Source organism: Enterococcus sp. DIV1420a (assembly GCF_051712165.1).
Lineage (GTDB): Bacteria > Bacillota > Bacilli > Lactobacillales > Enterococcaceae > Enterococcus > Enterococcus faecalis.
The window spans coordinates 1,013,791-1,037,046 of the sequence record NZ_JBIOOI010000001.1 but is presented as its reverse complement, the minus strand read 5'-3'; the positions used below and the strand labels follow the sequence as shown (position 1 = coordinate 1,037,046).

At 38.2% G+C, this 23,256-nt stretch carries 22 protein-coding genes and 2 other annotated features; of the genes, 7 read left to right on the top strand and 15 right to left on the bottom strand.

Annotated features, from left to right (window positions below):
- Window positions 1-1,179, bottom strand: a complete 1,179-nt coding sequence (locus tag IGI80_RS05245) for an efflux RND transporter periplasmic adaptor subunit (RefSeq protein WP_438722760.1) — start codon at window positions 1,177-1,179, stop codon at window positions 1-3.
- Between the two features lie 320 nt (window positions 1,180-1,499).
- On the opposite strand from IGI80_RS05245, the gene IGI80_RS05240 reads away from it, so the two are divergent.
- Window positions 1,500-2,138, top strand: a complete 639-nt coding sequence (locus IGI80_RS05240; RefSeq protein WP_002366098.1) for an NAD(P)H-binding protein — start codon at window positions 1,500-1,502, stop codon at window positions 2,136-2,138.
- Window positions 2,139-2,216: 78 nt separating this feature from the next.
- A complete protein-coding gene (locus tag IGI80_RS05235) occupies window positions 2,217-3,332 on the top strand; it encodes an NAD(P)/FAD-dependent oxidoreductase (protein WP_002355281.1) in 1,116 nt (371 codons plus the stop codon).
- Window positions 3,333-3,400: 68 nt separating this feature from the next.
- Here IGI80_RS05235 and IGI80_RS05230 read toward each other — a convergent pair whose 3' ends face one another.
- The 3 genes from IGI80_RS05230 to IGI80_RS05220 are packed head-to-tail and all read right to left on the bottom strand — an operon-like array spanning window position 3,401 to window position 6,794.
- The gene (locus IGI80_RS05230; protein ID WP_002355280.1) at window positions 3,401-4,555 is read right to left on the bottom strand and encodes a mannitol-1-phosphate 5-dehydrogenase; all 1,155 of its coding nucleotides are present in this window, start codon (window positions 4,553-4,555) and stop codon (window positions 3,401-3,403) included.
- Between the two features lie 14 nt (window positions 4,556-4,569).
- Window positions 4,570-5,007, bottom strand: a complete 438-nt coding sequence (locus tag IGI80_RS05225; protein WP_002355279.1) for a PTS sugar transporter subunit IIA — start codon at window positions 5,005-5,007, stop codon at window positions 4,570-4,572.
- A 14-nt stretch (window positions 5,008-5,021) separates the two neighbouring features.
- A complete protein-coding gene (locus IGI80_RS05220) occupies window positions 5,022-6,794 on the bottom strand; it encodes a PTS mannitol-specific transporter subunit IIBC (protein ID WP_002380023.1) in 1,773 nt (590 codons plus the stop codon).
- 245 nt (window positions 6,795-7,039) lie between these two features.
- Between IGI80_RS05220 and IGI80_RS05215 the strand changes: the two genes are divergently transcribed.
- Entirely contained in the window at window positions 7,040-7,135 is a 96-nt protein-coding gene (locus tag IGI80_RS05215) for a type I toxin-antitoxin system Fst family toxin (protein WP_015543884.1), read from the top strand.
- 255 nt (window positions 7,136-7,390) lie between these two features.
- Here IGI80_RS05215 and IGI80_RS05210 read toward each other — a convergent pair whose 3' ends face one another.
- From IGI80_RS05210 to IGI80_RS05200, 3 genes are read right to left on the bottom strand one after another with little or no spacing between them, the layout of a single operon-like run.
- Window positions 7,391-7,825 carry a PTS sugar transporter subunit IIA gene (locus IGI80_RS05210; protein WP_033598702.1) on the bottom strand — a complete coding sequence of 145 codons (435 nt, stop codon included), beginning with the start codon at window positions 7,823-7,825 and terminating at the stop codon, window positions 7,391-7,393.
- A 10-nt stretch (window positions 7,826-7,835) separates the two neighbouring features.
- Window positions 7,836-9,869, bottom strand: coding sequence for a BglG family transcription antiterminator (locus IGI80_RS05205; RefSeq protein WP_438722757.1), 2,034 nt, complete (start codon window positions 9,867-9,869; stop codon window positions 7,836-7,838).
- Entirely contained in the window at window positions 9,860-11,608 is a 1,749-nt protein-coding gene (locus IGI80_RS05200) for a PTS transporter subunit EIIC (RefSeq protein WP_438722755.1), read from the bottom strand. Before IGI80_RS05200 ends, IGI80_RS05205 begins: the two co-directional genes overlap by 10 nt.
- A gap of 183 nt (window positions 11,609-11,791) precedes the next feature.
- Here IGI80_RS05200 and IGI80_RS05195 point away from each other — a divergent pair, with 183 nt between their 5' ends.
- Window positions 11,792-12,625 (top strand): Cof-type HAD-IIB family hydrolase, encoded by an 834-nt coding sequence (locus IGI80_RS05195; protein WP_033592724.1) that lies wholly within the window; start codon window positions 11,792-11,794, stop codon window positions 12,623-12,625.
- 42 nt (window positions 12,626-12,667) lie between these two features.
- On the opposite strand, the gene IGI80_RS05190 is transcribed toward IGI80_RS05195, so the two are convergent.
- From IGI80_RS05190 to IGI80_RS05165, 6 genes are all read right to left on the bottom strand, one after another.
- Window positions 12,668-13,303: a nitroreductase family protein gene (locus IGI80_RS05190; protein WP_002358386.1), complete on the bottom strand. Its 636-nt coding sequence runs from the start codon at window positions 13,301-13,303 to the stop codon at window positions 12,668-12,670.
- Between the two features lie 4 nt (window positions 13,304-13,307).
- Window positions 13,308-13,742, bottom strand: a complete 435-nt coding sequence (locus IGI80_RS05185) for a MarR family winged helix-turn-helix transcriptional regulator (RefSeq protein ID WP_002362972.1) — start codon at window positions 13,740-13,742, stop codon at window positions 13,308-13,310.
- Between the two features lie 151 nt (window positions 13,743-13,893).
- On the bottom strand, window positions 13,894-15,339 hold the full coding sequence (gene nhaC / locus IGI80_RS05180; RefSeq protein ID WP_002383673.1) for a Na+/H+ antiporter NhaC: 1,446 nt from the start codon (window positions 15,337-15,339) through the stop codon (window positions 13,894-13,896).
- 89 nt (window positions 15,340-15,428) lie between these two features.
- Window positions 15,429-15,604 (bottom strand) — a binding site (T-box leader).
- 136 nt (window positions 15,605-15,740) lie between these two features.
- Complete coding sequence (gene pcp / locus IGI80_RS05175; protein WP_002355269.1) at window positions 15,741-16,382, bottom strand: pyroglutamyl-peptidase I; 642 nt, start codon at window positions 16,380-16,382, stop codon at window positions 15,741-15,743.
- Window positions 16,383-16,397: 15 nt separating this feature from the next.
- Window positions 16,398-17,342 (bottom strand): DUF979 domain-containing protein, encoded by a 945-nt coding sequence (locus tag IGI80_RS05170; protein ID WP_002355267.1) that lies wholly within the window; start codon window positions 17,340-17,342, stop codon window positions 16,398-16,400.
- Entirely contained in the window at window positions 17,339-18,025 is a 687-nt protein-coding gene (locus tag IGI80_RS05165; RefSeq protein WP_002355265.1) for a DUF969 domain-containing protein, read from the bottom strand. The genes IGI80_RS05170 and IGI80_RS05165 overlap by 4 nt, the downstream gene beginning before the upstream one ends.
- Window positions 18,026-18,217: 192 nt before the next feature.
- Here IGI80_RS05165 and IGI80_RS05160 point away from each other — a divergent pair, with 192 nt between their 5' ends.
- A complete protein-coding gene (locus IGI80_RS05160; RefSeq protein ID WP_002381189.1) occupies window positions 18,218-18,733 on the top strand; it encodes an HdeD family acid-resistance protein in 516 nt (171 codons plus the stop codon).
- A 15-nt stretch (window positions 18,734-18,748) separates the two neighbouring features.
- Window positions 18,749-19,933 carry an AI-2E family transporter gene (locus tag IGI80_RS05155; protein ID WP_002355262.1) on the top strand — a complete coding sequence of 395 codons (1,185 nt, stop codon included), beginning with the start codon at window positions 18,749-18,751 and terminating at the stop codon, window positions 19,931-19,933.
- A 50-nt stretch (window positions 19,934-19,983) separates the two neighbouring features.
- On the opposite strand, the gene IGI80_RS05150 is transcribed toward IGI80_RS05155, so the two are convergent.
- The gene (locus tag IGI80_RS05150) at window positions 19,984-21,111 is read right to left on the bottom strand and encodes a 5-methyltetrahydropteroyltriglutamate--homocysteine S-methyltransferase (RefSeq protein ID WP_086317607.1); all 1,128 of its coding nucleotides are present in this window, start codon (window positions 21,109-21,111) and stop codon (window positions 19,984-19,986) included.
- 60 nt (window positions 21,112-21,171) lie between these two features.
- Window positions 21,172-21,401, bottom strand: a binding site (T-box leader).
- Between the two features lie 117 nt (window positions 21,402-21,518).
- A complete protein-coding gene (locus IGI80_RS05145) occupies window positions 21,519-22,874 on the bottom strand; it encodes a PcsB-like coiled-coil domain-containing protein (RefSeq protein ID WP_033593733.1) in 1,356 nt (451 codons plus the stop codon).
- A gap of 185 nt (window positions 22,875-23,059) precedes the next feature.
- Here IGI80_RS05145 and IGI80_RS05140 point away from each other — a divergent pair, with 185 nt between their 5' ends.
- A complete protein-coding gene (locus IGI80_RS05140) occupies window positions 23,060-23,239 on the top strand; it encodes a hypothetical protein (RefSeq protein ID WP_002386074.1) in 180 nt (59 codons plus the stop codon).
- The last annotated feature ends 17 nt before the right edge of the window (window positions 23,240-23,256 follow it).

Here is a 23,256-nt window from a genome sequence, read left to right as displayed (position 1 = left end):
CTATTTCGACGCATCTGTCATTGATTCGTTGGTTGCTGATTCATCAGAAGCAATCGCTGCATCTGATTCCACAATGTCACCGACTTTTACTGGTTTTTTTGAAGAAATAACCACTCGGTCGGCTGATTCTAAGCCAGATTCAATCGCCATTTTGTCGCCATTTTCTTGCCCGACTTGGACATCACGACGAATGATGGTTCCAAAATCATTCACTAAAACGTAGGCCTGTTCACCCTCTTTTTGAATCGCTTTTTTCGGTAACTCAATCGCCCCTAAATCGCCTAAATCAATGGTTGCTTGCATATGGTAGCCATTTTTAACTTTGTCTAAATTGGCCAACGCAATTTTGACGCTATAACTAGACATCGTCGTGCCGCCCTCTGGATTGCCACTCGCGGCATCGCTGTTGCCTTCAGGAGGATTATCATCGATGTAAGAAATTGAGCCATCCACAACCACATCGTTGGAAACAGAAGTTAGTTTAGCTTTTTGCCCAACACTAATTTTAGTCAAGTCCTTTTCATTCACTTTTCCAGCTAAATAAAGATCTTCTGAAGTTAACCGTAAAATCGGTGAATTGGCATCTTTTACTTCTGGAATTGATACGCGACCTTTGAAATTAGCCTTTGTGGAAATATATTGCTTCGCTCCTAAATCCGCTAAGGTTTCATTGGTGAAGGTAATCTCTTCATCTACCGCATCGACTTCTGTTTGATATTGTTCATTTAAATCATCACCAGACATCGTGCGGTCTTCTTCTTTAGTTTTATTAAATTTATCAATGGCCCGATTCCACTTATTATAGATATTCACCCGCTTCGTTTCTAATTTGGCTAAGCTATTTTGTTGTGCCTCAATTTCTTTTGTGACCGCCTCATCTTCATAAGTAAATAATTCTGTGCCTGCATCTACGACATCGCCGTTTTTCACCTTAATCTCTGGATCCTTTGTTATTTTTTGATCACGCGCAAAGGCTTCCATTTGTTCCGGTTGGATGACACCGTTAATATAAATTTGTTGCAAGTCGGGAACGTCAAAATAGTCAATTCCCCAGTCATCTTTAGGCGCTTGCTTGACAGCTACTTGTTGTGCATTTTTATTTAACGCATTCACAGTTACGATGCCCCCAACCGCAATTACCGCAACTGCCCCCAATATAATTATCGTTTTCTTCTTCATTTTCTTCGTTTCATCTCCTCATTCTGTCTATTTTCCCCAACAAACTAAATTGCTCGGTCGTTCACTTATAACTATTTAACCATGCTTGAATTCAAGAAACAAGGGCATTTCTCTAGGCCTTTAGTCTGATTTATTTCATTTTTGTTCATTTTTTTATTTATTTCACGACAATAAATAACCATTGTTGGGTCTTTGTATTTCAACAATCTAAAAAGGTTATTTTTATGTTATTTATAACTAAACTATACGCAATCGAGATTTTTTGCTTCTTTTTTTATTTAAGGTACACTAGAAGAAACAATTGAAAGTGAGGGCTTGCCATGAAAGTCATTATTTTTGGCGGTAGCGGTTTTTTAGGTCAACAAATCGCGAAAATTTTAGTCCAACGCCAACATCAAGTCATCAGTGTTTCACGTCATGGAAAGCCTGCCACGCTCTCCGCATCTTGGAGCCACCAAGTGCAGTGGGTATGCTCCGATGTTACTCGTGACACGAATTGGCAAGAACAAGTCCAGCGTGCTGACTGGGTCATTGATACAGTAGGTATTTTATTTGAAAATCCACGAAAAAAGAAAACCTATCAACGGCTAATTCTGACGCCAGTGAAAAAAATCAGCTCTTTTTTAGCACAACAAAAAAAGCCAGCTAAGTTTTTATTTATTTCAGCCAATACTGTTCCTTTCCCTTTGAGAAAATATATGGATGCCAAATTGGCAGCGGAGGAACTAATCCACCAAGAAGTCGTCGAAGCAGTGATTTTTTATCCTAGTTTACTTGTAGGTCAAGAACGTACCGGCACCATACTTTTTAGTAAATGTATTTATTTTTTTAAGAAAATCCCCTTTTTAAAGAACTTATTTATTGGCTATGATCCTGTGCCTGTGGCAGAAATGGCACAAGAAATTGTTCACGTTTTAGAAGGCGGCAATTCTATTTACACACACAGAAGGACCCGTTAACAAGTTATCTCCCAATCGTCTCTGTCTAGAGGCGGTTTTTTTGTGTTACAATACAACTGTTCGAAGGAGAGAAGAAGCATGAAAAAAATTGCCATTATTGGCGGCGGCATTATCGGAATGACGTTAGCTAATTATTTAGATCCACAAAAATTTGATATTACCGTTTATGATGAAGGGCTCGGCCAAGCGACTAAAGCGAGCGCCGGGATTATTTCCCCTTGGCTATCCAAACGTCGGAATAAGAAATGGTACCAATTAGCGCGAGAGGGCGCTGCCCTATTTCCAAAGCTAGTCAAAGATTTTCAGCTGACGGAGGATATTTATCGTCAATCAGGGACAGTCATTTTGCGTCCGGCAGCTGCTTTGGCAGACTTAGCCCATTTGGCAGAAGAGCGTAAGCAAACTGCACCTGAAATTGGAGAAATCACGATGTTGTCAGCGGTTCAAACAGCGAAGTTCTTACCGCTACTTAAGGAAACTCCCTCACTTTTTATTTCTGGCGGCGGTCGCCTAGATGGACCAGCTTATCTAAACCATCTTCAGAAACGCGCCGAAACCAAAGGGGTCACTTTTTGTTCACAACGGGCGCACTTTCGACAACTGAATCAAGGGTGGGAAATTGTCACAAATTCAGAAAAAAAGAGCGTTGATTTTCTCGCTTTAACACCTGGTCCTCATTTAAAGGAATTACTAGCTACTTTAAATTTATCTGTGGACATTCGTCCCCAAAAAGGACAATTATTAGTTTTCGAGACCCCTTTTACAAACAGTCAGCAATGGCCTGTTGCTATGTTAGATGGCGAAGCCGATTTAATTCCTTTTAATCAAGGAAAAATTTTATTAGGTGCCACCCACGAAAATGAACAAGCCTGGGATTTAGAAGAGACTGTTAGCGCTTTTCAACAACTAACTTCTGGGACTGCACCATTTCTAAAAGAAGCAGAGCAGCTTTTTAAGCAACCCATGCATTACCGCGTCGGTACACGTGCTTATACATCTGATTTCGCTCCGTTTTTTGGCCCTTTGCCAGAAATGCCCCACCTTGTGGTTGCTAGCGGACTTGGTTCATCAGGACTCACTACTGGCCCATTCATTGGTTACCAATTAGCTGAATACTTCAATACAGGTGCCTTCAAAGGAGAGCTTTATCAAAAACCACTTAGTCAATATGTTAAAAACAACCCCTCACTTTAATCAGCGAGCGGTTGTTTTTTTCCTTTAAATTAAGAAATGTGAAGTATCTTGGTAGAAGGATTTTGTTATTATGCTACTTGTGGTCGCGCATAGCGTTCTACGTTTTGTTTAATATTTTTAACCGTTTCTGGATCTTCAATGCCCGTTACTTCAGCGATCACTGTATCAACACTTTCTTGGTCAAGCATTTCCTGTAATTGACGGCTTTGTTCATCTTCTGGATCATGATAATTAAAGACAATACCAATCATTGCTAATAAATGCGGCGACACTAGATTGCGTTCCTGTAATTCACGGATTGGTCGAATAAACCGTTCTTGCGCACCTAATTTTCTGATTGGTGTCCGTGCTACACGTGTAATAGCATCTGAAATATATTTATTTTGGAAACGTTGAATAATTTTTTCAATATAGGCTGCATGTTCTTGTTCATCAAAATTCCATTTAGCCACTAAAAGTTTACCGGTTTCCTGCAAAACTGATTTGAGTTGTGCTACCACTAAGGCGTCCTGCATCGCTTCGTCAATGGTTTGATAGCCTAACAACGCCCCTGTATAGGCAACTGTAGCATGGCCAGTGTTTACACTAAATAATTTTCGTTCAATATACGGCTCTAAATCAGCAACGTAATGAACACCTTCTAACTGAATCTCTTTGGCTTTTCGGTTGGTATCATCAATGACCCATTCACAAAAAGGCTCAACTTGAACAAAAAGTGGGTCTTCATGTTTTTGTAATGGAACAATCCGATCAACCGCCGCATCAGGAAAACCAATCCATTGTTCAGCATAAGCTGGGTTTTTCAAATATTTGGCCACTTCTTCTGCTAAAAAGGTTGAACCACCAATCATATTTTCACAAGCGATAATATCCAGCGGCTTTTGACAATTTGCTTCGGCACGTGCATCAATTCCTTGAGCAATTAATTCAGCAATTCTTGGTAAAATATTAGGACCAATTGCCGTCGTGACTAAATCGGCTTCCGCAATTGCTTCTACTACTTTTTCTGGTTCTGTCATGTTATTTAACCCGGTCACATTTTCAACGTTAATTTGTTGATGTGAGGCATCGGCCAATTCAATTGTATAACTTTTACGTTCTTTTAACGCTTGAATGATGGTTTCATTAACATCCACAAACGTAATATGAAACCCGTTTTTAGCTAAAATTTCGCCGATAAAGCCGCGTCCAATATTTCCTGCTCCAAAATGTACTGCGTTCATTCTTATTCTCTCCTTTAAGCAATGGCTAAATTTTCTGTTATTTCTTCTTTACTTAATGCATCGGCAAGTTGCACCACGTTATCCATATCACTACAATAAAGTGCAATTTGTTGGACTAATTGCAAATGTTCTTCACCGACTCCGGCAATCCCAAATAATACGGTAGCAATTTTTTCATCTTCTTCGGTGCCAAAATTAACACCCTCTGGAACTTGCACTACACAGATTCCTGATTTTTTCACTAATTTTTTGGCTTCTTCTGTTCCATGAGGAATGGCAATAAAATTCCCCATATAAACAGATAGCAATTGGTCTCTTTCAATCATTGCTTCAATATAAGCGGGCTCAACACAGCCTGCCTCGACTAGTTTTTCGCCGCAAAAGCGAATAGCTTCTTCTTTTGTATTAAACTGTTGATTTAATTCAATTGAAATATTCGTAAGATTTTCCATTGTTTTCTTCCTCTCTAGGCACTTTCTTTTAAGAGCGAAACCACTGTTTCATATTTTTGGGGATTAACCATACTTTTTACTGATAAGTGTGTCGCTTTCGGTGCTTTTTTACGGGCTTGTTCCGTTAGTTCAGCTTTTGTGACAATTAAAGCCTGTGTTTGTTGAGTTAATTCATTAATATTAATTTTTCGAATCGGCATTGAAATTTTCTCTTTATCTAAAATTTCTTCTAAGACTTTCATTCCCATCGTTGCTGACCCGACACGGTCATCGTGAACCAAAAGAATTTCATTGACATTTGCTAAATCTCCCTCAATTTCAGAAGCAGGTGTTGCTTTGAAGGCTGTTGGTTGTGCGTCGTTTTTTTCTTTGGTACCTGATAGTTCAGCCACAATTTCATCATAACGTGGTGAGTTCAAGAAGTTTTCAACTGCTACAAAGGTTGCATTAGGTGCTTTCTGTTTGGCCCGTTCTTGCAATTCCGCTTGTGTGACAATCAATGTATTTCCCTCATCGGTCAAATTATTAATGGCCCGATTCGTCACAGTTTGTACTAAACCAGCCTCTTGGACCTTTTTCCGTAAGATAGACGCACCCATTGCACTAGAGCCCATCCCAGCATCACAAGCAAAAATAATTTGTTGAATTCCTGACAATGAAGCACTACCATTTGTGACAGTTAATCCTTTTGATGCTGCTTTAGCAGCTTGGGTTTCTTTCACTTTTTGGGCAAATTCATCACTTTCTTCTTTCGCATCTGCTTTTAAAATGACTGCGGATACTGCAAAGGAAACAGCAGTTGCTGCCAAAACACCTAAAATAACTGGTAAGTAAGAACCCATTGGTGTCATCGCTAAAATAGCTATAATGGAGCCTGGGGAAGCGGGCGCACGTAAACCAGCATCTAACGTTTGGAAAACCAAACTACCTGTCGCGCCACCTGCAATAACCGATAAGAATAATAACGGTTTCATCATTACATATGGGAAGTAAATTTCGTGGATACCACCAAGGAAATGAATAATTATTGCTCCCGGCGCAGAAGATTTTGCCGCACCTTTTCCAAAAAACATAAATGCTAATAAGACACCTAACCCAGGACCAGGGTTTGCTTCTAATAGGAAAAGAATTGATTTGCCAGCCGATAAGACTTGTTCTGTCCCTAAGGGTGTTAAAATGCCATGATTAATCGCATTGTTTAAAAAGAGCACTTTTGCCGGTTCAATAAAAATACTCGTTAATGGAATCAAATGAGCATTTAAAATGATTTCCACACCACGTGCCATTGCAGCAGTCAGCGCATCGACAATTGGGCCAATCGCTGAAAAACCAAGTAAAGCTAACGCAAAACCAATTAATCCAGCTGAAAAATTGTTTACTAACATTTCAAAACCAGCTTTAATCCGATGTTGGAAATACTGATCAAATTTCTTAATTGTAAAGCCACCAAGTGGACCCATAATCATGGCACCTAGCATCATCGGAATATCGGTTCCCACAATCACGCCCATTGTCGCAATTGCGCCAACTACGGCACCGCGATCACCTGCTATTACTTTCCCACCAGTGTAGCCAATTAATAATGGAATTAAATAGGTCAACATTGGGCCAACCATCGTGGCAAAGGCTTTATTTGGCAGATATCCATCTGGGATAAATAGCGCTGTCAAAACGCCCCACGCAATCAACGCCCCGATATTGGGCATCACCATGCTAGATAAGGTACTGCCAAGTCTTTGGACTTTTGCTTTAATTGATACTTTATTTTTTTCTGGTACTTGTTCCATTTTTATTCCCCTTCTCTCAAGTAACTTTTCTTGTTGACTAAATTGTATCCGCTTTCCGAATCTGGAAAAAGTCGTACTTTGGCACAAACCATTGTGCCAAAAGTTGAAAGAAAAAAGCACGTGTTCTCTAGTTACGAAAACCAGAAAACACGTGCTTATTTCATTTATAATAATTTCAATAATAAATGAACAACTTTTTATGCTATACTCAAATTGGCGACTTGCCTCGAAAGGAGGTGCATCACATGTACGAGATTGTCACAAAAATTCTTGTGCCGATTTTTGTCGGGATTGTCCTGAAACTTGTAACCATTTGGTTGGAAAAACAGAACGAGGAATAAACAAGTTGCTTCCAGCCGCTGCTGTCTAAACAGCAAAAAAAGACACCCTACTACTGATAGGGTGTCTTTTTAGTGCATCCATGCACGACTTTGTCACAAGTTACCTTAAATTTATCATAGGGCCTATTTTTTGTCAAGGAATCTTCTTATCTTTTTTGTTTAATCTCTTAAATTAAAATATTTTATTTTTTAATATAAAATTATTTCAATAATTATTGAAAATTTCAAATTGAATTGATTTTTTCAGACGTAACTTTAGGCTTGAGTCAGAATTTTTTGCGCTTCATCTATTGTTTGACAATCACTGAGCCGCTGAATGTTTTCGAAATCTGAACAGAAAAAAGCTAATTCTTGAAGCATGCTTAATTGCCGTTGACTTTTTAAAGCAACGACAAATAACAAAGTAGCTATTTTTCGATCTGCTTCCGTACCAAAGTTGACCCCATCAGGCACTTGAATAAAGCAAATCCCTTCTTTTAAAACTTGTTCATCTTGTCCTTCCGCATGAGGCAATGCCACGAAGTTACCGATATACACGCTGACTTTTTGTTGACGTTGATACATTGCTTTGACATAGTCAGGCGTGACCAACTGATTTTTTAGCAGTAATTCACCAGAAGCTGCAAGTGCTTCCTCCCAACTAGCATATGATTGATTCAACATTATTTGCTCCGCTGTAATTTCAAACATCTCTCAACACCTAGCCTTTCATTTCTTCAATTAATAATGACGAAAGCAACTGATAAACAATGGCTTCATTTCCTGAATGAAAAATTTCTGTATTTAAATCATTCATAATAATCGCACCACTGATTTTTCCTAAAATTTTCCCGATTGTTTCATCAATCGGCATCGGCGCTAGCATGAGTAACATACGTTGTAACTGCATCGGCTTTTTATCCATACCTTCAATCATAAGTGGCTGGGCCAGATTAAAAATACAAAAAACAGGCTGTGTCACTGCTGTACTTGAGGTATGGAATAAGGCCATTTCCGTCTGAGGAATCCCAATAGGCGCTTGCTCGTAACGTTTCATCAATTGCTGACAGACGATTGCACTATCGGTGATTAAATCTGCGGAAAGTTGCGCAAGAGCTTGTTGAACGGTTTCTGCTAAATCCGCTTGATTATTTAAATCTGCTATGAAAAATGTTTCTAATAGTTTACTAATTTCTTCCATGAAAGCGACCACCGTTTCGTAGCTTTCTTCGCCACCTATTTTTTTCACAGGCGCTTTCCTAAGCGAGCGTTTTTCGTGACTAATCCGCTTAAACTCTTCTTTCAATTGGCGGATTTCATCGTCTAAAAGTAACGGTGAGATCAATTTATATTTACCATTGTATCCTGGTAATAACGAAGTGGAAATCACTAAGTCATAGTTTTCCTCAACATTCACCTTACCTAAATCCGCAATCCGAAAAAAATGAATCTGGTTGATAAAAGGAAAGTAGCGCCGTAATCGCATTTCCAGCATACTTGTCGAAGCCAAACCGCTAGGAGAAAAACCAGCAATATCAACTTCCATAATTTTGGGACTCCGCTCTAAAGAATTGGCAAAATGAAGTACCATGTAGGCAATTTCCTCTTCCGATAGATTCTTTTGCGGAAAAATTTGCGGCAACGCTTGGCGTAAAGCCGCAGCTATTTCTTGATATTGATTCATGATCCGTTCTAAAATGGGATTCGTTAAATCTTCTTCTTGTAAAACCGCCCGAGAAAAAACACCTGATAAATGCGTCAACAACATTTTATACAAATTGGTATCTTCGAAAAAATTAACTTCCGTTTCTTGACTTACTGCTTCAATCAGTTGTTTCACTTCATAAGCCAGCTGAGTGTCAAAATGTTCATCAAAAAAATCTTCATCAAAAGAATTAGAAAAATCACTTAATAAGCTAGCAAAAAAAACAATCTCACTGACAGCGTATAGTTGTTTCGTTTCAGCAGCGACTTTTGAAAAAAGTCGTTTAGAACAATTTAGAAAGGCCTTATTCATCTGCCCAGTATAGGTCTCATCAGCTAAATAAAAACCTGCAGTGACCCGATCCATCGCAATTGTTAACATTAAAATCAAATGTTGTAATTTACGATCACTTAATGCTGGAAATAAAGTTTCTACTTCTGGCTGAACAATTTTTTGTGCAAATGCTAAATGTTCTGCATGAATAAACTGAAAGAAAAAATGGTCGTTTGTCGTTAATTCGGTAAAATGAAAAAATTGGTACTCATTAATTTCCATACTTAGAATATTCGCCATTAGAAGACGGCGATATTTTTCAGAACCAGTCACTTCATAACCTTGATTCCGAGAAATCGTTAACGGAATCCGAGCAATCCGTGTTTCTAATTGTTTAATATCGGCATAAAAAGTCGTATTACTAATACAATACGTTTCCAGAAAATAATGCATAGAGACTGGCTCTTTTGTTTGAAGTAATGTCAATAAAATCGCATGTTGCCGCGCCAAAGTAGAAAGTTCCTGTGTCTCTTCTCCTAAAATAGCAGCCTGAATTTCCGTCATCGCTGCTTCATCTGCTTGAATCGTAAAGCGCCCACGAGCTACTTTTTCCAACGTCGCGCCCATCGATGCTAGCGAGGTTTCTAAATTTTCTAATTCACGATATACCGTCCGGCGGCTAACCTTTAACAAATTCATCATGCGGTTTACTGAAACGGGGGTAGGACTATTCACTAATTCCGTTAATAGAACAGTTTCTCTTGTCGTTAAAAACATCTATCAGCTCCTCCTTCCAGCCATTCTTGATACTCTTTCTTATTCAAAAAACTAGTAACTACGTATAAATTTTGTTGCGTTAGATCTAAATGATAGGCTTGCGCCAGTTCACGAGTCACTACGTAGGTTGTCTCCTTGGTAAAAAAGACTGTTTCCAGTGGTTCTTTAGATACTTCAATCGCGACTCCTTGTTTCGCTGCTTGTTGCCGCAATAATTCCATTCCCATTGTTTGCGATCCTCGAACATTCTCGGCATATAAAAAAACAAGCTTCTGTATTTGTTTTGTCGGGTTCGTTTCAGTAGACTCTGAACCAAGTGAAGATTGCTCTTGAGAAGAAGCAGTCAGTTTGGCTAAAACTTGCGGGTAATAGGATTTAATTTCTAAAAAATTTTGAACACTCACCATATCCTTTTCTGGGACGTACTTTTGTGCTAACTGTTTCAATTCTGCTTGAATGACCACTAATGTCTTAGGCTGCCACTTCATCTGATGAACGGACTGGTAAGTCACAGGTATCTCCAAGTCCACAGCTTTTAATTGTCGGCTCAGCAAACTAGCCCCCATGGCACTTGAGCCCATTCCTGCATCACAAACAAATAAAATTTGCTGATAGTTAGGTGTGACTGTTTCCACTTGGTCTTCCTCCTTCTCCTTCATCTTTATCATTGAAACTGGTTCAATTCCTCGTTGACGTTTTAATAACAAGCTTGCTATTGCAAAAGAGCACAGAAAGCTAACAAAAATTCCGCTAAAAACCGCCAGCCTCGCATCAGTCGGGGCATTGGCTAAAATCGCAACCAATGAACCTGGCGAAGCTGGAGCACTTAGCCCCACATTAAATATTTGAAAAACAAGCGTACCACTCATTCCTCCAGCAATTACTGCTAAAAATAAGCGCGGGTCCATCAAAACAAACGGAAAATAAATTTCATGAATGCCCCCAATCAGTTGAATCATGGTGGCACCTCCTGCTGTTTTTCGTTGTCCTACAGACCCAAACAGCAGAAAAGCAACCAAAACGCCCACGCCTGGTCCAGGGTTTGTTTCCAATAGAAATAAAATGGACTGACCTGTTTGACTAGCACCTTCTAAACCTAGAGGCGTTAATAAGCCATGGTTAATCGCATTATTAAAAAATAACACTTTTAAGGGCTCTAAGAAAACGTGAACCAATGGTAAAAGATTGGCTTCAATTAACCAAGAAGAAAATTGATACAGCCAAAAACTAGCACTTTCAACAGCCGGAGCTACAACCAGAATACCAAAACAGCAAAGCAGTCCTCCCACAATTCCTGCTAAAAAGTTTTTAGTCAGCATCTCATAGCCTTCTTTAACTTTCGGTAAGAGAATTTGTTCAATTTTGGCGAAAGTATATCCTGCTAAAGGACCAATAAACATAGCACCAAACAACTGTGGAACATCTGTGGAAACAATCACGCCCACTGTCGCAATAGCAGCAACAACGCCGCCACGTTGTTCCTCGAACATTTTTCCGCCTGTAAAACCAATTAGAATCGGTAAAACAACTCGAATCATTATCGTTTCGATTTCAGAAAGAGCTAGCCGTAGATTCCCTGTCGTATAGCCAGCCACCAAAGACAATAAGCTCCACGCAATAAAAATACTCAAATTTGGCATAATCATCCCACTCAAACGATGACCAAAACGACGTAAATAGGGAGTTACTTTCACAAACTTATGTTTAAAAAAGAGCGAATGCATTTCTTTTTCCTTCATATTCCTTGTCCCTCGCTCTCTATGTAGATAATTAGAATACTTCTATTATATGAAATTTCACAAAAAAATAGTATAGATTTTTGTAAAATAATTCTTTTATACACCTCACAAGAGAATCCGTTTACATTAATAGAAAAAACTTTTATACTAAAAGAAAGAAACTCTTCGGATTGGAGGCCAATTATGGCAATCAAAGCAATTGTAATGGATATTGATGGCACCTTATTAACTTCAGAAAAAAAGATTTCACCAAAAACGCGACAAGCATTAGTAGCTGCACAAAAACAAGGCCTCTCACTGATTTTGGCTTCTGGCCGCCCGACTAACGGTATGCGGCCCTTAGCAGATGAATTGGAGATGGCTCATTATAATGGACACTTACTTTCCTATAACGGCGCTTGTGTCACCCATCATGGCAGTCAGCAACAACTATTTAACCAGACAATTTCAAAATCATTGAGTCAACAAATTTTAGAACATTTGAAACAATTTGACGTAATTCCAATGATTAATGATGAAACATTTATGTATGTCAATGATGTTTTTCATAACACCTTACATTTAGAGACTGGTGATTTTAATATTATTGAATATGAATCACGGGGCGGCAACTTTCAATTATGTGAGTGGCATGATTTAGCCGCCAGACTAAACTTTCCCTTGAACAAAATTTTAATTGCTGGTGAACCCGCCTATTTACAAAAATATCATGAGGCCATCTACGCGCCTTTCAAAGAAACCGTCACCGCTGCTTTTTCCGCTCCTTTCTATTTTGAATTTACCGCAAAAAATATTGATAAAGCGCGTTCTTTAGAAAAACTAACCCTACAGTTAGGTATAGCTGCTGAAGAAGTAATTGCTTTTGGTGATGGTCACAACGATTATACAATGTTGGAATGGGCCGGCACGGGGATTGCTATGGAAAACGCCGTTGACGAGCTTAAAAGCATCGCAACGGAAGTCACTTTATCCAACGACAATGACGGCATCGCTGTTGCATTAACCAACTTTCTTTAAGAAAGTTGGTTAATGCAAGCGTACGCCGTCATTTTTTATTGCCTATTCAAATGTCGTGATTTTTTCTGGTGCTAAACGAACAGATTCATAGCCAGTTTCCATGCCCTTACCCACAGATAAAATCATTACTGGGACATAGCGCTCTTGATCTAAACCAAATGTTTCGGCTAATTTTTCCGCTTCAAAACCACCGATTGGATTTGTTTCATATCCGTGAGCTCGTGCCACTAACATAAATTGCATAGCTGCTAAACTCGCATCAATTTTTACGATGTCATTCATTTGTTCTCTGCTTAAACTTTCATAATGGGGAATAATGGCTGCTAATTGTTGGTCCCGTACTTCTTTAGGCATTTTACCACTAGCATAGGCTTGATTGTAAATTTCCTCTCCTCGCTCATGGCAGTTTAGATCACCAAAAATTAAGAGCATTGCAGAAGATGTTTCATTTTGACGCGTATTAAAGCGAATTAAGGGTTTTAATTTTTCTTTGCCTGCTTCACTTTCCACTACGACAAAACGCCATGGTTGCATGTTAACAGAAGAAGGGGCAGTGGTCGCTTCTTGAATCATTGTTAACATTTCTTCATGAGAAATTTTATGGGTTTCATCGTACACCCGAACCGATTTGCGGCCAAAAACAATCTCTGAAAAATCATTCGTTGTATATGTTGTCATTCTATCATACCTCTTTCGTTGTAATGCTTTGATCTAGTTTTGTCAAAAGTTCTTTTAATTGGCGACAGTCGTCCTTTGTAAATGTACTGGGAATAATTTCTGTTACCGTTTGTTGCTTGGCTGTACATTGCTGTAGTTCTTGTTGTGCTTTTTCTGTTAAATGCACTAGCACTTCCCGATTATTTTCTGGATTTCGCTGTCGTGTCACATACTGTTTCTCTTCTAAAATTTTCAAATGGCGAGTGACCGCACCACTATCGATTTTTAAGTGTTCTTGAATCTCCGTTTGAAGACACGGCTGACGTTCTTTTAAAATCATCAGCAACTCATAACGAGTCAAACTCAAGCCAACTTGCTCTTCAAAAACTTTGGTAATTTTTTGATCTAATACCTTTAACTGACATAATAATTGGCTGACTTCCCGTAATGATAACGACATAGTTTCCTCCTTAAAAAGATGACTCGTCAACAATTGACTAGTCAACTATAACTGTTTCTTTCTAAAAATGCAACCTTTTTTACAAGAAAAATAGAACAATTGACAGGGAGAAACTACAGTATTCCCCATCAACTGTTCTATTTTAATCAATCTATTTTTCGGTAACAGGTTCTGCTGATAACCGCTTAATTCCTAAACCAGTAAATGCACTGACCATTGAGAAGACAGGCGATAATAAGCTAAAGAAAACAAATGGTAAGTAAGTCAACGTTGGTACGCCAAAGGTCCCCGCTACGAAGCTACCTGCAATCCCCCAAGGAATGAGGTAGTTAATAACCGTCCCACCATCCTCCAAGGTTCTGCCTAAAACAGTCGGATCCAAACCTTCTTTTTTGTAAACTTCTTTAAAGGCATTCCCTGGTAAAATAACCGATAGGAATTGTTCACCAATAAAAATATTTACGCCAATTCCTGTTAATAACGTTGATAAAATCAATTTCGGTGTACTGCTCATTTTCTGCGAAACAACTTCCATGACCGCAGAAATCAATCCTAATTCCATTAATAAGCCACCTAGAGACAACGTTAGAATAATAAGTGCCACAGTCGGCATCATACTCATAATCCCGCCACGACTTAATAATTGATCAATTTGTGCGTTCCCCGTTTGAGAAACAAACCCATTTTCCAACGTGTTTCCTAATGCCTGCAACGATACTTTCGGATTTTGAATAATAATCATAATTACTGCCACAATAATGTTTAACAAAATCGTGATAATCGCTGGAATTTTGCGCCAGGCACAGATTAACATTAAGGCTAATGGTAACAATGACCAAATTGAAATGGTAAAGTGGTCTTCCAATACTTGAATAACTTGAACTACTTCTGTCAGACTTGTATTCGCGTACGTTTGTCCTAAAATCATAAACAAGATTAAAGAGACGATAAATGCTGGTACAGTCGACCACATCAAGTTTTTTATATGTTTAAACAAATCCGCTTCAACAATCGCTGCGGCTAAGTTTGTTGATTCTGATAAAGGTGACATTTTATCACCAAAAACTGAACCAGAAACAATCGCCCCCACAACTAAAGCAGGATTTAACCCTAAGGTACTGCCAATACCGAAAAAGGCAATTCCAATTGTTGACATCACTGTAAAAGCACTACCTACTGCACTGCCGACAATCGCACAGACAATAAAAACTGACGGCACAAACCATTTAACACTAATCATTTTAAAACCAAAAACCATAATCGTTGGAATAATTCCAGCTTGAATCCAAACGGCAATCAATGCCCCCACTAAAATAAAAATAAAAATTGGAATAATCCCTGGCTTCAAGCCATCAACAATCCCTTTATGCATTTGATCAAATGGTACTTTACGAAACATTGCGTAGCCTAAAATCAATGCAATCACAAACAAAATAGTAATATTTGGCGATATCTTTAAGCCAATTACTCCTGTTGCAATAGCTGCCACAATAATTAATAAAACGATACTTGCTTCTCGAACACTCACGGTCTTCTTTTTCTGTTTTTCTTTCATTTCGTTACTCTCCTCTAATCTTTTTTCTGAATACTCTGACATTAAAGGATCTTATGATAACGAATAACCCCTCCACAACTCATTGAAAACGCCTCCTAAAGCTACATAAAAAGAGAGATTCATCCTTAAAGAATAAGGACGAATCTCTCCGCGGTACCACCTTAATTAGAAGCTTACTTGCTTCTCGCTTATGTATTATGTAATTGTTACTACTTATTAGTGTAATTCACAAATAGACTTGATCGATTCGCAGCAACCATCGACTTTCTGAACAAAACATCTATTTCCTACTGGGCTAATAATTTATGAATCTCAATATACCAAGAAGAAACCGACTTGTCAACGAAAATAGTATAAAAAATTTTTTCACACGCCAACAAAAATTACTTTTTCTTTTTGTAAAAATAGAAAAGCGCCTCCGTTCTCACGAAAGCGCCTGTTAATTAATGGGTTGTGCCACCTTGTAGTTGAATATCTTCTTGCGTTTTTACTGCTGCTTCAATCATATAGAACAAAGAATCTGTGATTGCTTCTAATGACATAGAAGCAAACGTTGGTTTATCAATTGTTTGTTCTGGTAGGAACGGAACATGAATAAATCCGCCACGAATAGTTGGATATTTAGTGTTAATTAAGTGTAGTAAGTGATACATAATATCATTACATACAAAGGTTCCTGCTGTATAAGAAATCGCTGCAGGTAATTGATGGTCATGACAATTTTTTACCATCGCTTTAATCGGTAAATTTGTAAAATAGGCTGTTGCTCCATCTTCAACCAACGGCACATCGCTTGGTTGTTGTCCTGCATTATCCGGGATACGCGCTTCCGCTAAATTAATCGCCACTTTTTCAACAGTGACTGTTTGACGGCCGCCTGCTTGTCCAACACAAATCACCATATCTGGTTGATGGGTTTCAATTGCTTCAGCCACTTTTTCACCACTAGTGCCAAAAACAGTTGGCACCTCAACTTTAATAATTTCAGCTCCTGCAATTTCAGCAGGTAATTTTTTGACTGCTTCAAAGGCAGGATTGATTGCTTCTCCTCCAAATGGATCAAAGCCAGTAACGACAACTTTCATTTCGATCATCCTTTCTTATTTGAATAGAATCATATAAACAATTTGGAAAATTAACATGAAAAGTGCAATCGGCAATTGATTTTTAATGACGCCGTACTTATCTTTCATTTCCAACATGGCTACAGGTACGATATTAAAGTTCGCAGCCATCGGTGTTAACAGTGTACCACAAAAACCACATGTTAAGGCAACCATCCCAACTAATGCGGGATCTGCACCTAAAGAAAAGACAAACGGCACACCAATTCCGACTGTCATCACGGTTATTGCTGCAAAGGCATTGCCCATGATAGCCGTAAAAATAACCATTCCCACAGCATAAATAATAATCCCTACATTGACATTTCCTGCTGGTACTACGGCACTAACCCCTTTTGAAATAATCTCACCAACACCAGCGCTAGTAAAAACAGCACCTAAACAAGCTAATAGCATTGGCAACGTACTAAGAGGACCGACTGTTTCTAACATTTCCGCCGCATCATCAAAAAATACTTTCGGCGTATTATTTTTAGAAAAGAACATCATGATGAAAATCGCTACAAAGACACCAACACCGACACCGACTAAAGCTCCTAAAGTAGTCAATGTGGCAAAAAGAATTGCAAAAACCCCGATACTTAGTGCGGGAATAAAAATCTTCATTCCTAATTTTTGAGACATTTTTTCCATGTATTCTTTCGAAGGTAAGCGACTTTCTCCTTTTGTCACTTTTTGAAGAATTGCCGGAATTGTCATCACAAAAATAAGTACGCCACAGGCAACTGGTGGAATAAACCGACCAAAACCGATTAAGATTCCTAAAATTCCCCAGAATAAACTAGTCCCATACGCATGTTGATTGGTTTTATCACGAAAACTACGAAAACTTGTATATAACAAGATAATCCCCATAAAAATGTAAAGGACTTCCAATAACTTTGCACTCAAATCAATACTTGGATCTGTGAAAAAACTCATTTCAGTCCCTCCTGTCCATAATATTTTTTACGTAATCTTTTTTCTTTTAAAGTAAAGTAAATACTTGCCGAAATTAAGGCAACTAAGGCGACTGGTACTTCCACTAAAGCCAGTTTACCTAATGTCACTTCATAGCCTAAATCTTTCAATGTTGATTGAACAAGCAATGCCCCAGCCCCACCAACAAACAAAACTTGACCAAAGAACCAACAGATATTTTCCATGGCTGAAGCCATCCCTTTTAGTTCTTCTTCATACTCTGGCACCATTGGTAAATTTTTTGATTCAATTGTTCCTAACGCCATTGGCAAAATAATCGGACGCACAAAACCTGCTACCCCACCGAAACTTACGTTAAAAGCGGCGAAGATAATCCGAAAGACACCATAAATGTCAATAATCACACCAGCAGATACCTTTTTGAATCGTTTAATCAACGTAGCTGCTGACTCTTTCAAGCCATTTCTTTCTAAAGTTCCTGTTGCTAACATAATAATAATAAAGATAGCCATTCCTCGATTATTCACAAAGGTTGTTCCTAGTGTTTCTAGCATCGATGTCAAACCAAGCCCGCCAGTAAAAGCCGTCACTATTAAAGCAACCATCACAATCAAGATAGCATCAAATTTCAATGCGAAGCCGACAATGACGATCAATACGCCTAATAAAGGTAATAAATCCATCAAATCTCTCCTTCTTAAAATAAAATTTCACTTTCCATTATATGCCAATTTTCGCTCATTTGTAAGACTTTTTTAATTTTTAATGTTATTTTTTCTAAAGATACAGTTTCCAACACTTTTTAGAGCTACCACTCGCACTTTTTTCTTTTTTCCGCTAGAATAAAAGAAACAATAACATTGAGGAGGATTTTTATGTTCCAAACTTTTAGAGAAAATTTTCGGCGCCATACCCTATTGCGCGACGCCGTCTTTATCGTTATCGGAAGTGCCATTGTCTTTAATCCCGGTGCTTTCTTCCAGTTCGTCGGTTATTTAATTGCTGGTTATTTGATGCTTTTAGGGTTAATTAATATTTATGATGACTACAAAATAAAAAAACAAACGGGTAGCTGGGGACTTGGTTTCGTAACAGGTTTAATCTTTGTCGTCTTAGCAGTAGCCTTTTTATTTTTTGCACCGGTGATTGTTTCGATTCTGCCGTTTTTATTAGGGATTAGTATCGTTATAAACGGCCTCGTTCAATTGACTTTTGCTTTAAATACTCGTCAAACAGGTGCGCTTATCTACAGTATTCTGGTTTTAATCGCTGGAGCTGTTTTAGTTTTCAACCCCTTCAAAAGTCTCTTAGTTTTGATGCAAGTCTTTGGATTTATCCTGATTTTCATGGGAGTCATTGAAATTATTGGTCATTTTAGAAATAAAGCTTAACGAAAGGAGCAACTTATGGATAAAGAAAGTACCAAGTGGATCCGCTTTTTAGGTGGGAAAAATTTACTTTACACATTAACTATCCTTTGTCTAATTGCTGTAACTATCTTTTTATTCAACACTGTTTCATTTATCTTTAAACCAATTTTTGTTATTTTTAGTGCCGTCTTAGGCCCGGTACTTTTTGGTATTATTCTATTTTATTTGCTTAATCCAATGGTGAAACGCCTTGAGAAAAAAATTCCCCGTGTTTGGGCGATTGCGATTCTCTATGTCTTAATTATTGCATTACTAGTGTTAGCTGGACTGCAACTTTTCCCAATTATCCAAGACCAAACGGAAGAATTAATCAAACAATTCCCAAGTTTTTGGAAAAGCACGCTCCAAACAGTACAAGAATTTATGGCTAAAACACCTTTTGCAAAAGATTTAGAATCTGCTAATGAGTCGATTAATCAGCTCTGGGGCAAACTTGCAAACTCCTTTAAAGACTTTGCAGGGGATTACCTACAAACAGGCGCACAAGGTCTGGGAAGCGTCTTTTCTGCAGTCTCTTCTACTTTCCTAACCTTGTTTACAGGACCTATCATCGCCTTTTTCCTTTTAAAAGACAAAGAAAAGTTTTATCGCTTTGTAAAAGGCATCATTCCCCCAGCTTTTCGTCCTGATTTTGATGAATATAGCCAAATTGCCAACATTCAAATTGGCGATTATCTAAAAGGTCAAGTCATTGCTTCGTTGGTTTTAGGGATTATGTATTGGCCAGCTTTTCTATTAATTGGTTTACAATTTGGTAGCATTTTAGCTTTAGCTGCGGGTATTTTATGTATTATTCCTTATATCGGGCCATTTATTGCCTTTATTCCTGGATTGATTATTGCCTTTCAGGATTCCACATTTATGGTAGTTAAATTTGTTATCGTCTGGTTTGCCATCCAATTGATTCATGGTGATTTTGTTATTCCTCGTGTGATGGGCGATAAATTAAAAGTCCATCCGATTACTATTTTACTTGTCTTGTTAGTTATGGGTGAACTGTTTGGTTTAATGGGCGTTATTTTTGGGATTCCAATGTATTGCCTAGTTAAAGTGACAGTCATTTATTTATTCCGCAAATTCAAACAACGCTATAACCGCTTTTATGGTGACAACGGCGAGTATGAACACACGAATTTTACTAAAGATCAATATTTAAAATAATACAATGAAAAAACTGGGACATAAGCCGTTTAGACTTATGTCCCAGTTTTTTACCATACTTCTCTAGCAATTTCTTGAAGTAATTGAACTTTGCGCCATTGTTCTTTCTCCGTCAAACGATTTCCTTCTTCTGTCGAAGCAAAACCACATTGCGGACTAATACTTAAGTTTTCTAAAGGAATAAACTGTTGAGCTTCTTCAATTCGTGCTTTCACTTGTTCAGTCTCTTCTAATTCAGGAAACTTAGAAGTAACTAAACCTAAAACGACTTTGCTGCCATTATTTTGCCAATGTCTTAATGGTGAAAAGTCCCCTGCACGATCTGAGTCATATTCCAAGAAGAAACCATCATAATTCGTAGCAAATAATTCTTTTGCTATCGGTTCATAACCACCTGAAAATAACCAAGACGAAGCATGGTTCCCACGGCAAATGTGCGTGGTTACAGTTAAATCTTCTGGCTTACCAGCTAAGGCTTCATTAATAATCGTGGTACACACTTGTGCAATTTCTTCTGGCTGTATTCCTTTTGCTCGTAATTCTTCTTGTTTTGTCTGATCCGCTAGAAACGCCCAATTTGTATCATCAAATTGCAAATAACGGCAACCTCTCTCGTAAAAGGCCGCAATTGCATCTTTATATGTTTGTGCTAAATCCTTATAAAAAGCACCAATCTCTGGATAAATTGTTTGAATGTGCGAGGTGCCATCGTTAGATAAAATTTCTTGACGTAAAATCATGGTCGGACTAGGGATCGTTGCTTTGGCTACCGTGCCATCACCAACTTCCACCACCTCTTTTAAAAATGAAAAGTCCTCTAAAAATGGATGTTGCGCAGGAAAAGATATTTTATCCACTACGCGGATATTATAGGCCGGAGCTGCTTTTCCATGAAAGGTTTGGTTATACCCCGTTTCTGGGATATAGCCTGTCACACCATTTAATCCTTCTAAGAAATCAATATGCCAAAAACCGCGACGAAATTCACCATCTGTGATTCCCCGTAAACCGCCAGCTTTTTGTTTTGCTACTAATGCTTTGATTTCCTCATCTTCAATAAGACGTAGCTCTGCTTGAGATAAAGCACCTGCTTGGACCTTTTTCCGTGCTTTCTTAATTGTTTCCGGACGTAAAAAACTTCCCACATGATCAACTGTAAAAGGAATCTGACTACTCATTTGCCTCACTCTTTCCTATTTTTATTTATAAAAAAACGCCCTTTTACTAGCCGTAACTAGTAAAAGGGCGATTATTATCGCGGTACCACCTTTTTTCGGAAAGATGACTCTTTCCCTTCAACTGACAATCATAATCAGCGGTCTTGTTAACGAAAGACATTACGTTTTTGCCTACGTTTCGACAAAAATTCCTCCTAGGCCATTTTTCGATACAGACATCTAACTTTTTTCACCAACCAAAGTCTCTCTACCAGCTGTCTTGTATTTACTTTCCTATTCAACGGAAATTATTAGATTATAATTAGAATACCACGTTTAGCAAATTTGTCAACGGAGATGGATGAAATAGTAATGAAAAAAGCAGCTTCTTTTCAGAAGCTGCTTACGTCTATTTTTATCATTGCTGATTAGGCTGAGTGTCCTACGATTGTGCTACCTGAGTAACCAAAACCGACACGCGTAATACCTGGGTTAATTTCCCAATCACGGTGACCGCTTCCTGAAGCTGTTACCATGTTTGTTTCATTGTACCACGCCATGATTACTGAGTTACCTGGCGCCCACATAATTGCGATAACTTCATCTCCACGAGACCAGTGATCATTTGGAATGCCACCTGCTTCAACTTGTGCTGCACGAGCAGTTGCAGAAGCTGCCAAACCTGCATCCCATACTACTGGACGTAAACCTAATGATTGACGTAGAACGTTCAATGCATTGATTGTTGGATCAGCAGAAGGTGCTGGTGTTGGTTCTGGTGTTGGTGTTGGTGTAACTGTTCCACCACCAGTTTGGCCACCATTATTTCCATTATCGCTTGGTGTTGTAGGTTGTACTGGTTGTTCTGATGAAGAAGAGCCAGTATTTTCTGTTGCACTATTATCTGTACTTGGTGTAGTTGTTTCAGTTGTTTGTTGCGTGCTTGATTCAGTTGCTGAGCTTGAGCTTGCTGGTGCTTGTGCTTCTGTTGTTGATGAAGAGGCAACTGGTGCTTCTGCTTTCACTTCAGCTTTAGCTGGTTTTGCAGCAGCTTGTTTGGCTTTTTCAGCTGCAGCTTTTTGTTCAGCAGCTAAGCGTGCTTGCTCTGCTTCAGCAGCTGCTTTTTGTTTTTCTAAGCCAGCTTTAGAACTTTCAGCTGATGATTGTTCTAATGCTAATGAAGCTTTCATTACGTTTAATTCAGATTGTTTAGAAAGTAAATCTTGACGTTTTGTTTCTAATTCAGCTTCTGTTGCTTCAAGTTGTTTCATTTTTTTCTCGTTTTCAGCTTTTTTATCAACAACGGCTTGTTTATCTTCTTTTTGTTGTTGCATTAAGTCGTTGTTGGCACTTACGATTGTTGAAACAGCTTGAACACGGCTGATTGCATCTGCAACTGAGTCCGCATCTAAAACTGCATCTAGCATTGTTGTGCTTTGTCCATTAACTTGAACATCACGTGCTTGATTTTTGATTGCTTCGTTACGTTTTTCAATACGTTGATTCAAGTTTGTAATTTCTTGTTGTAATTGTTCTGATTTTGCTTTTAGTGTTTGCTTTTGTTCACGTAAAGCCATGCTTTCATCAAATACTGAAGATACTTCTGCTTCTAAAGAAGATACTTGTGAAGCTAAATCCCCTTGTTTTGCTTTTAATGATGAAATTTCTTGATTTTTTTCTTCAATTTTTTTATCAACATTGTCCGCCAAAGCGATGCTTGGGGTAGCAATTGCTGATAGCGTTAATGAACATAGTAATACTGATGCAAATAGACGTTTCTTCACTTGTCATTCCTCCGAATTAATTTCTAAAGTTTATTTAAAATATCTTAATCTTTTCTTACGACAAAAACATTCTACCACACCCATATTTCAATTAAGCAATAGAAATGTTACAAAAACATTTCAGATCACTCGTTCTTTCTCCATAATAGGTAAACTTACCTTTTGTAAGGCTTTTGCGCCTTGTCATGACTGGTTTTCACGTGTTTTCAATTGTTAAACAATTCTTCGATTTTTTTTCATATTTTTTCTTTTTTTATTCAAATTTTGCTTCTTTTTTGTCGATATATGCTTTTTTTCGTAAAATTAATCATTTTTCCTTCTTTTTATTAAACGTTTTTGTTACAAAATTCGTTATATTTTGGTAACGAATCAAGAAAAAGGC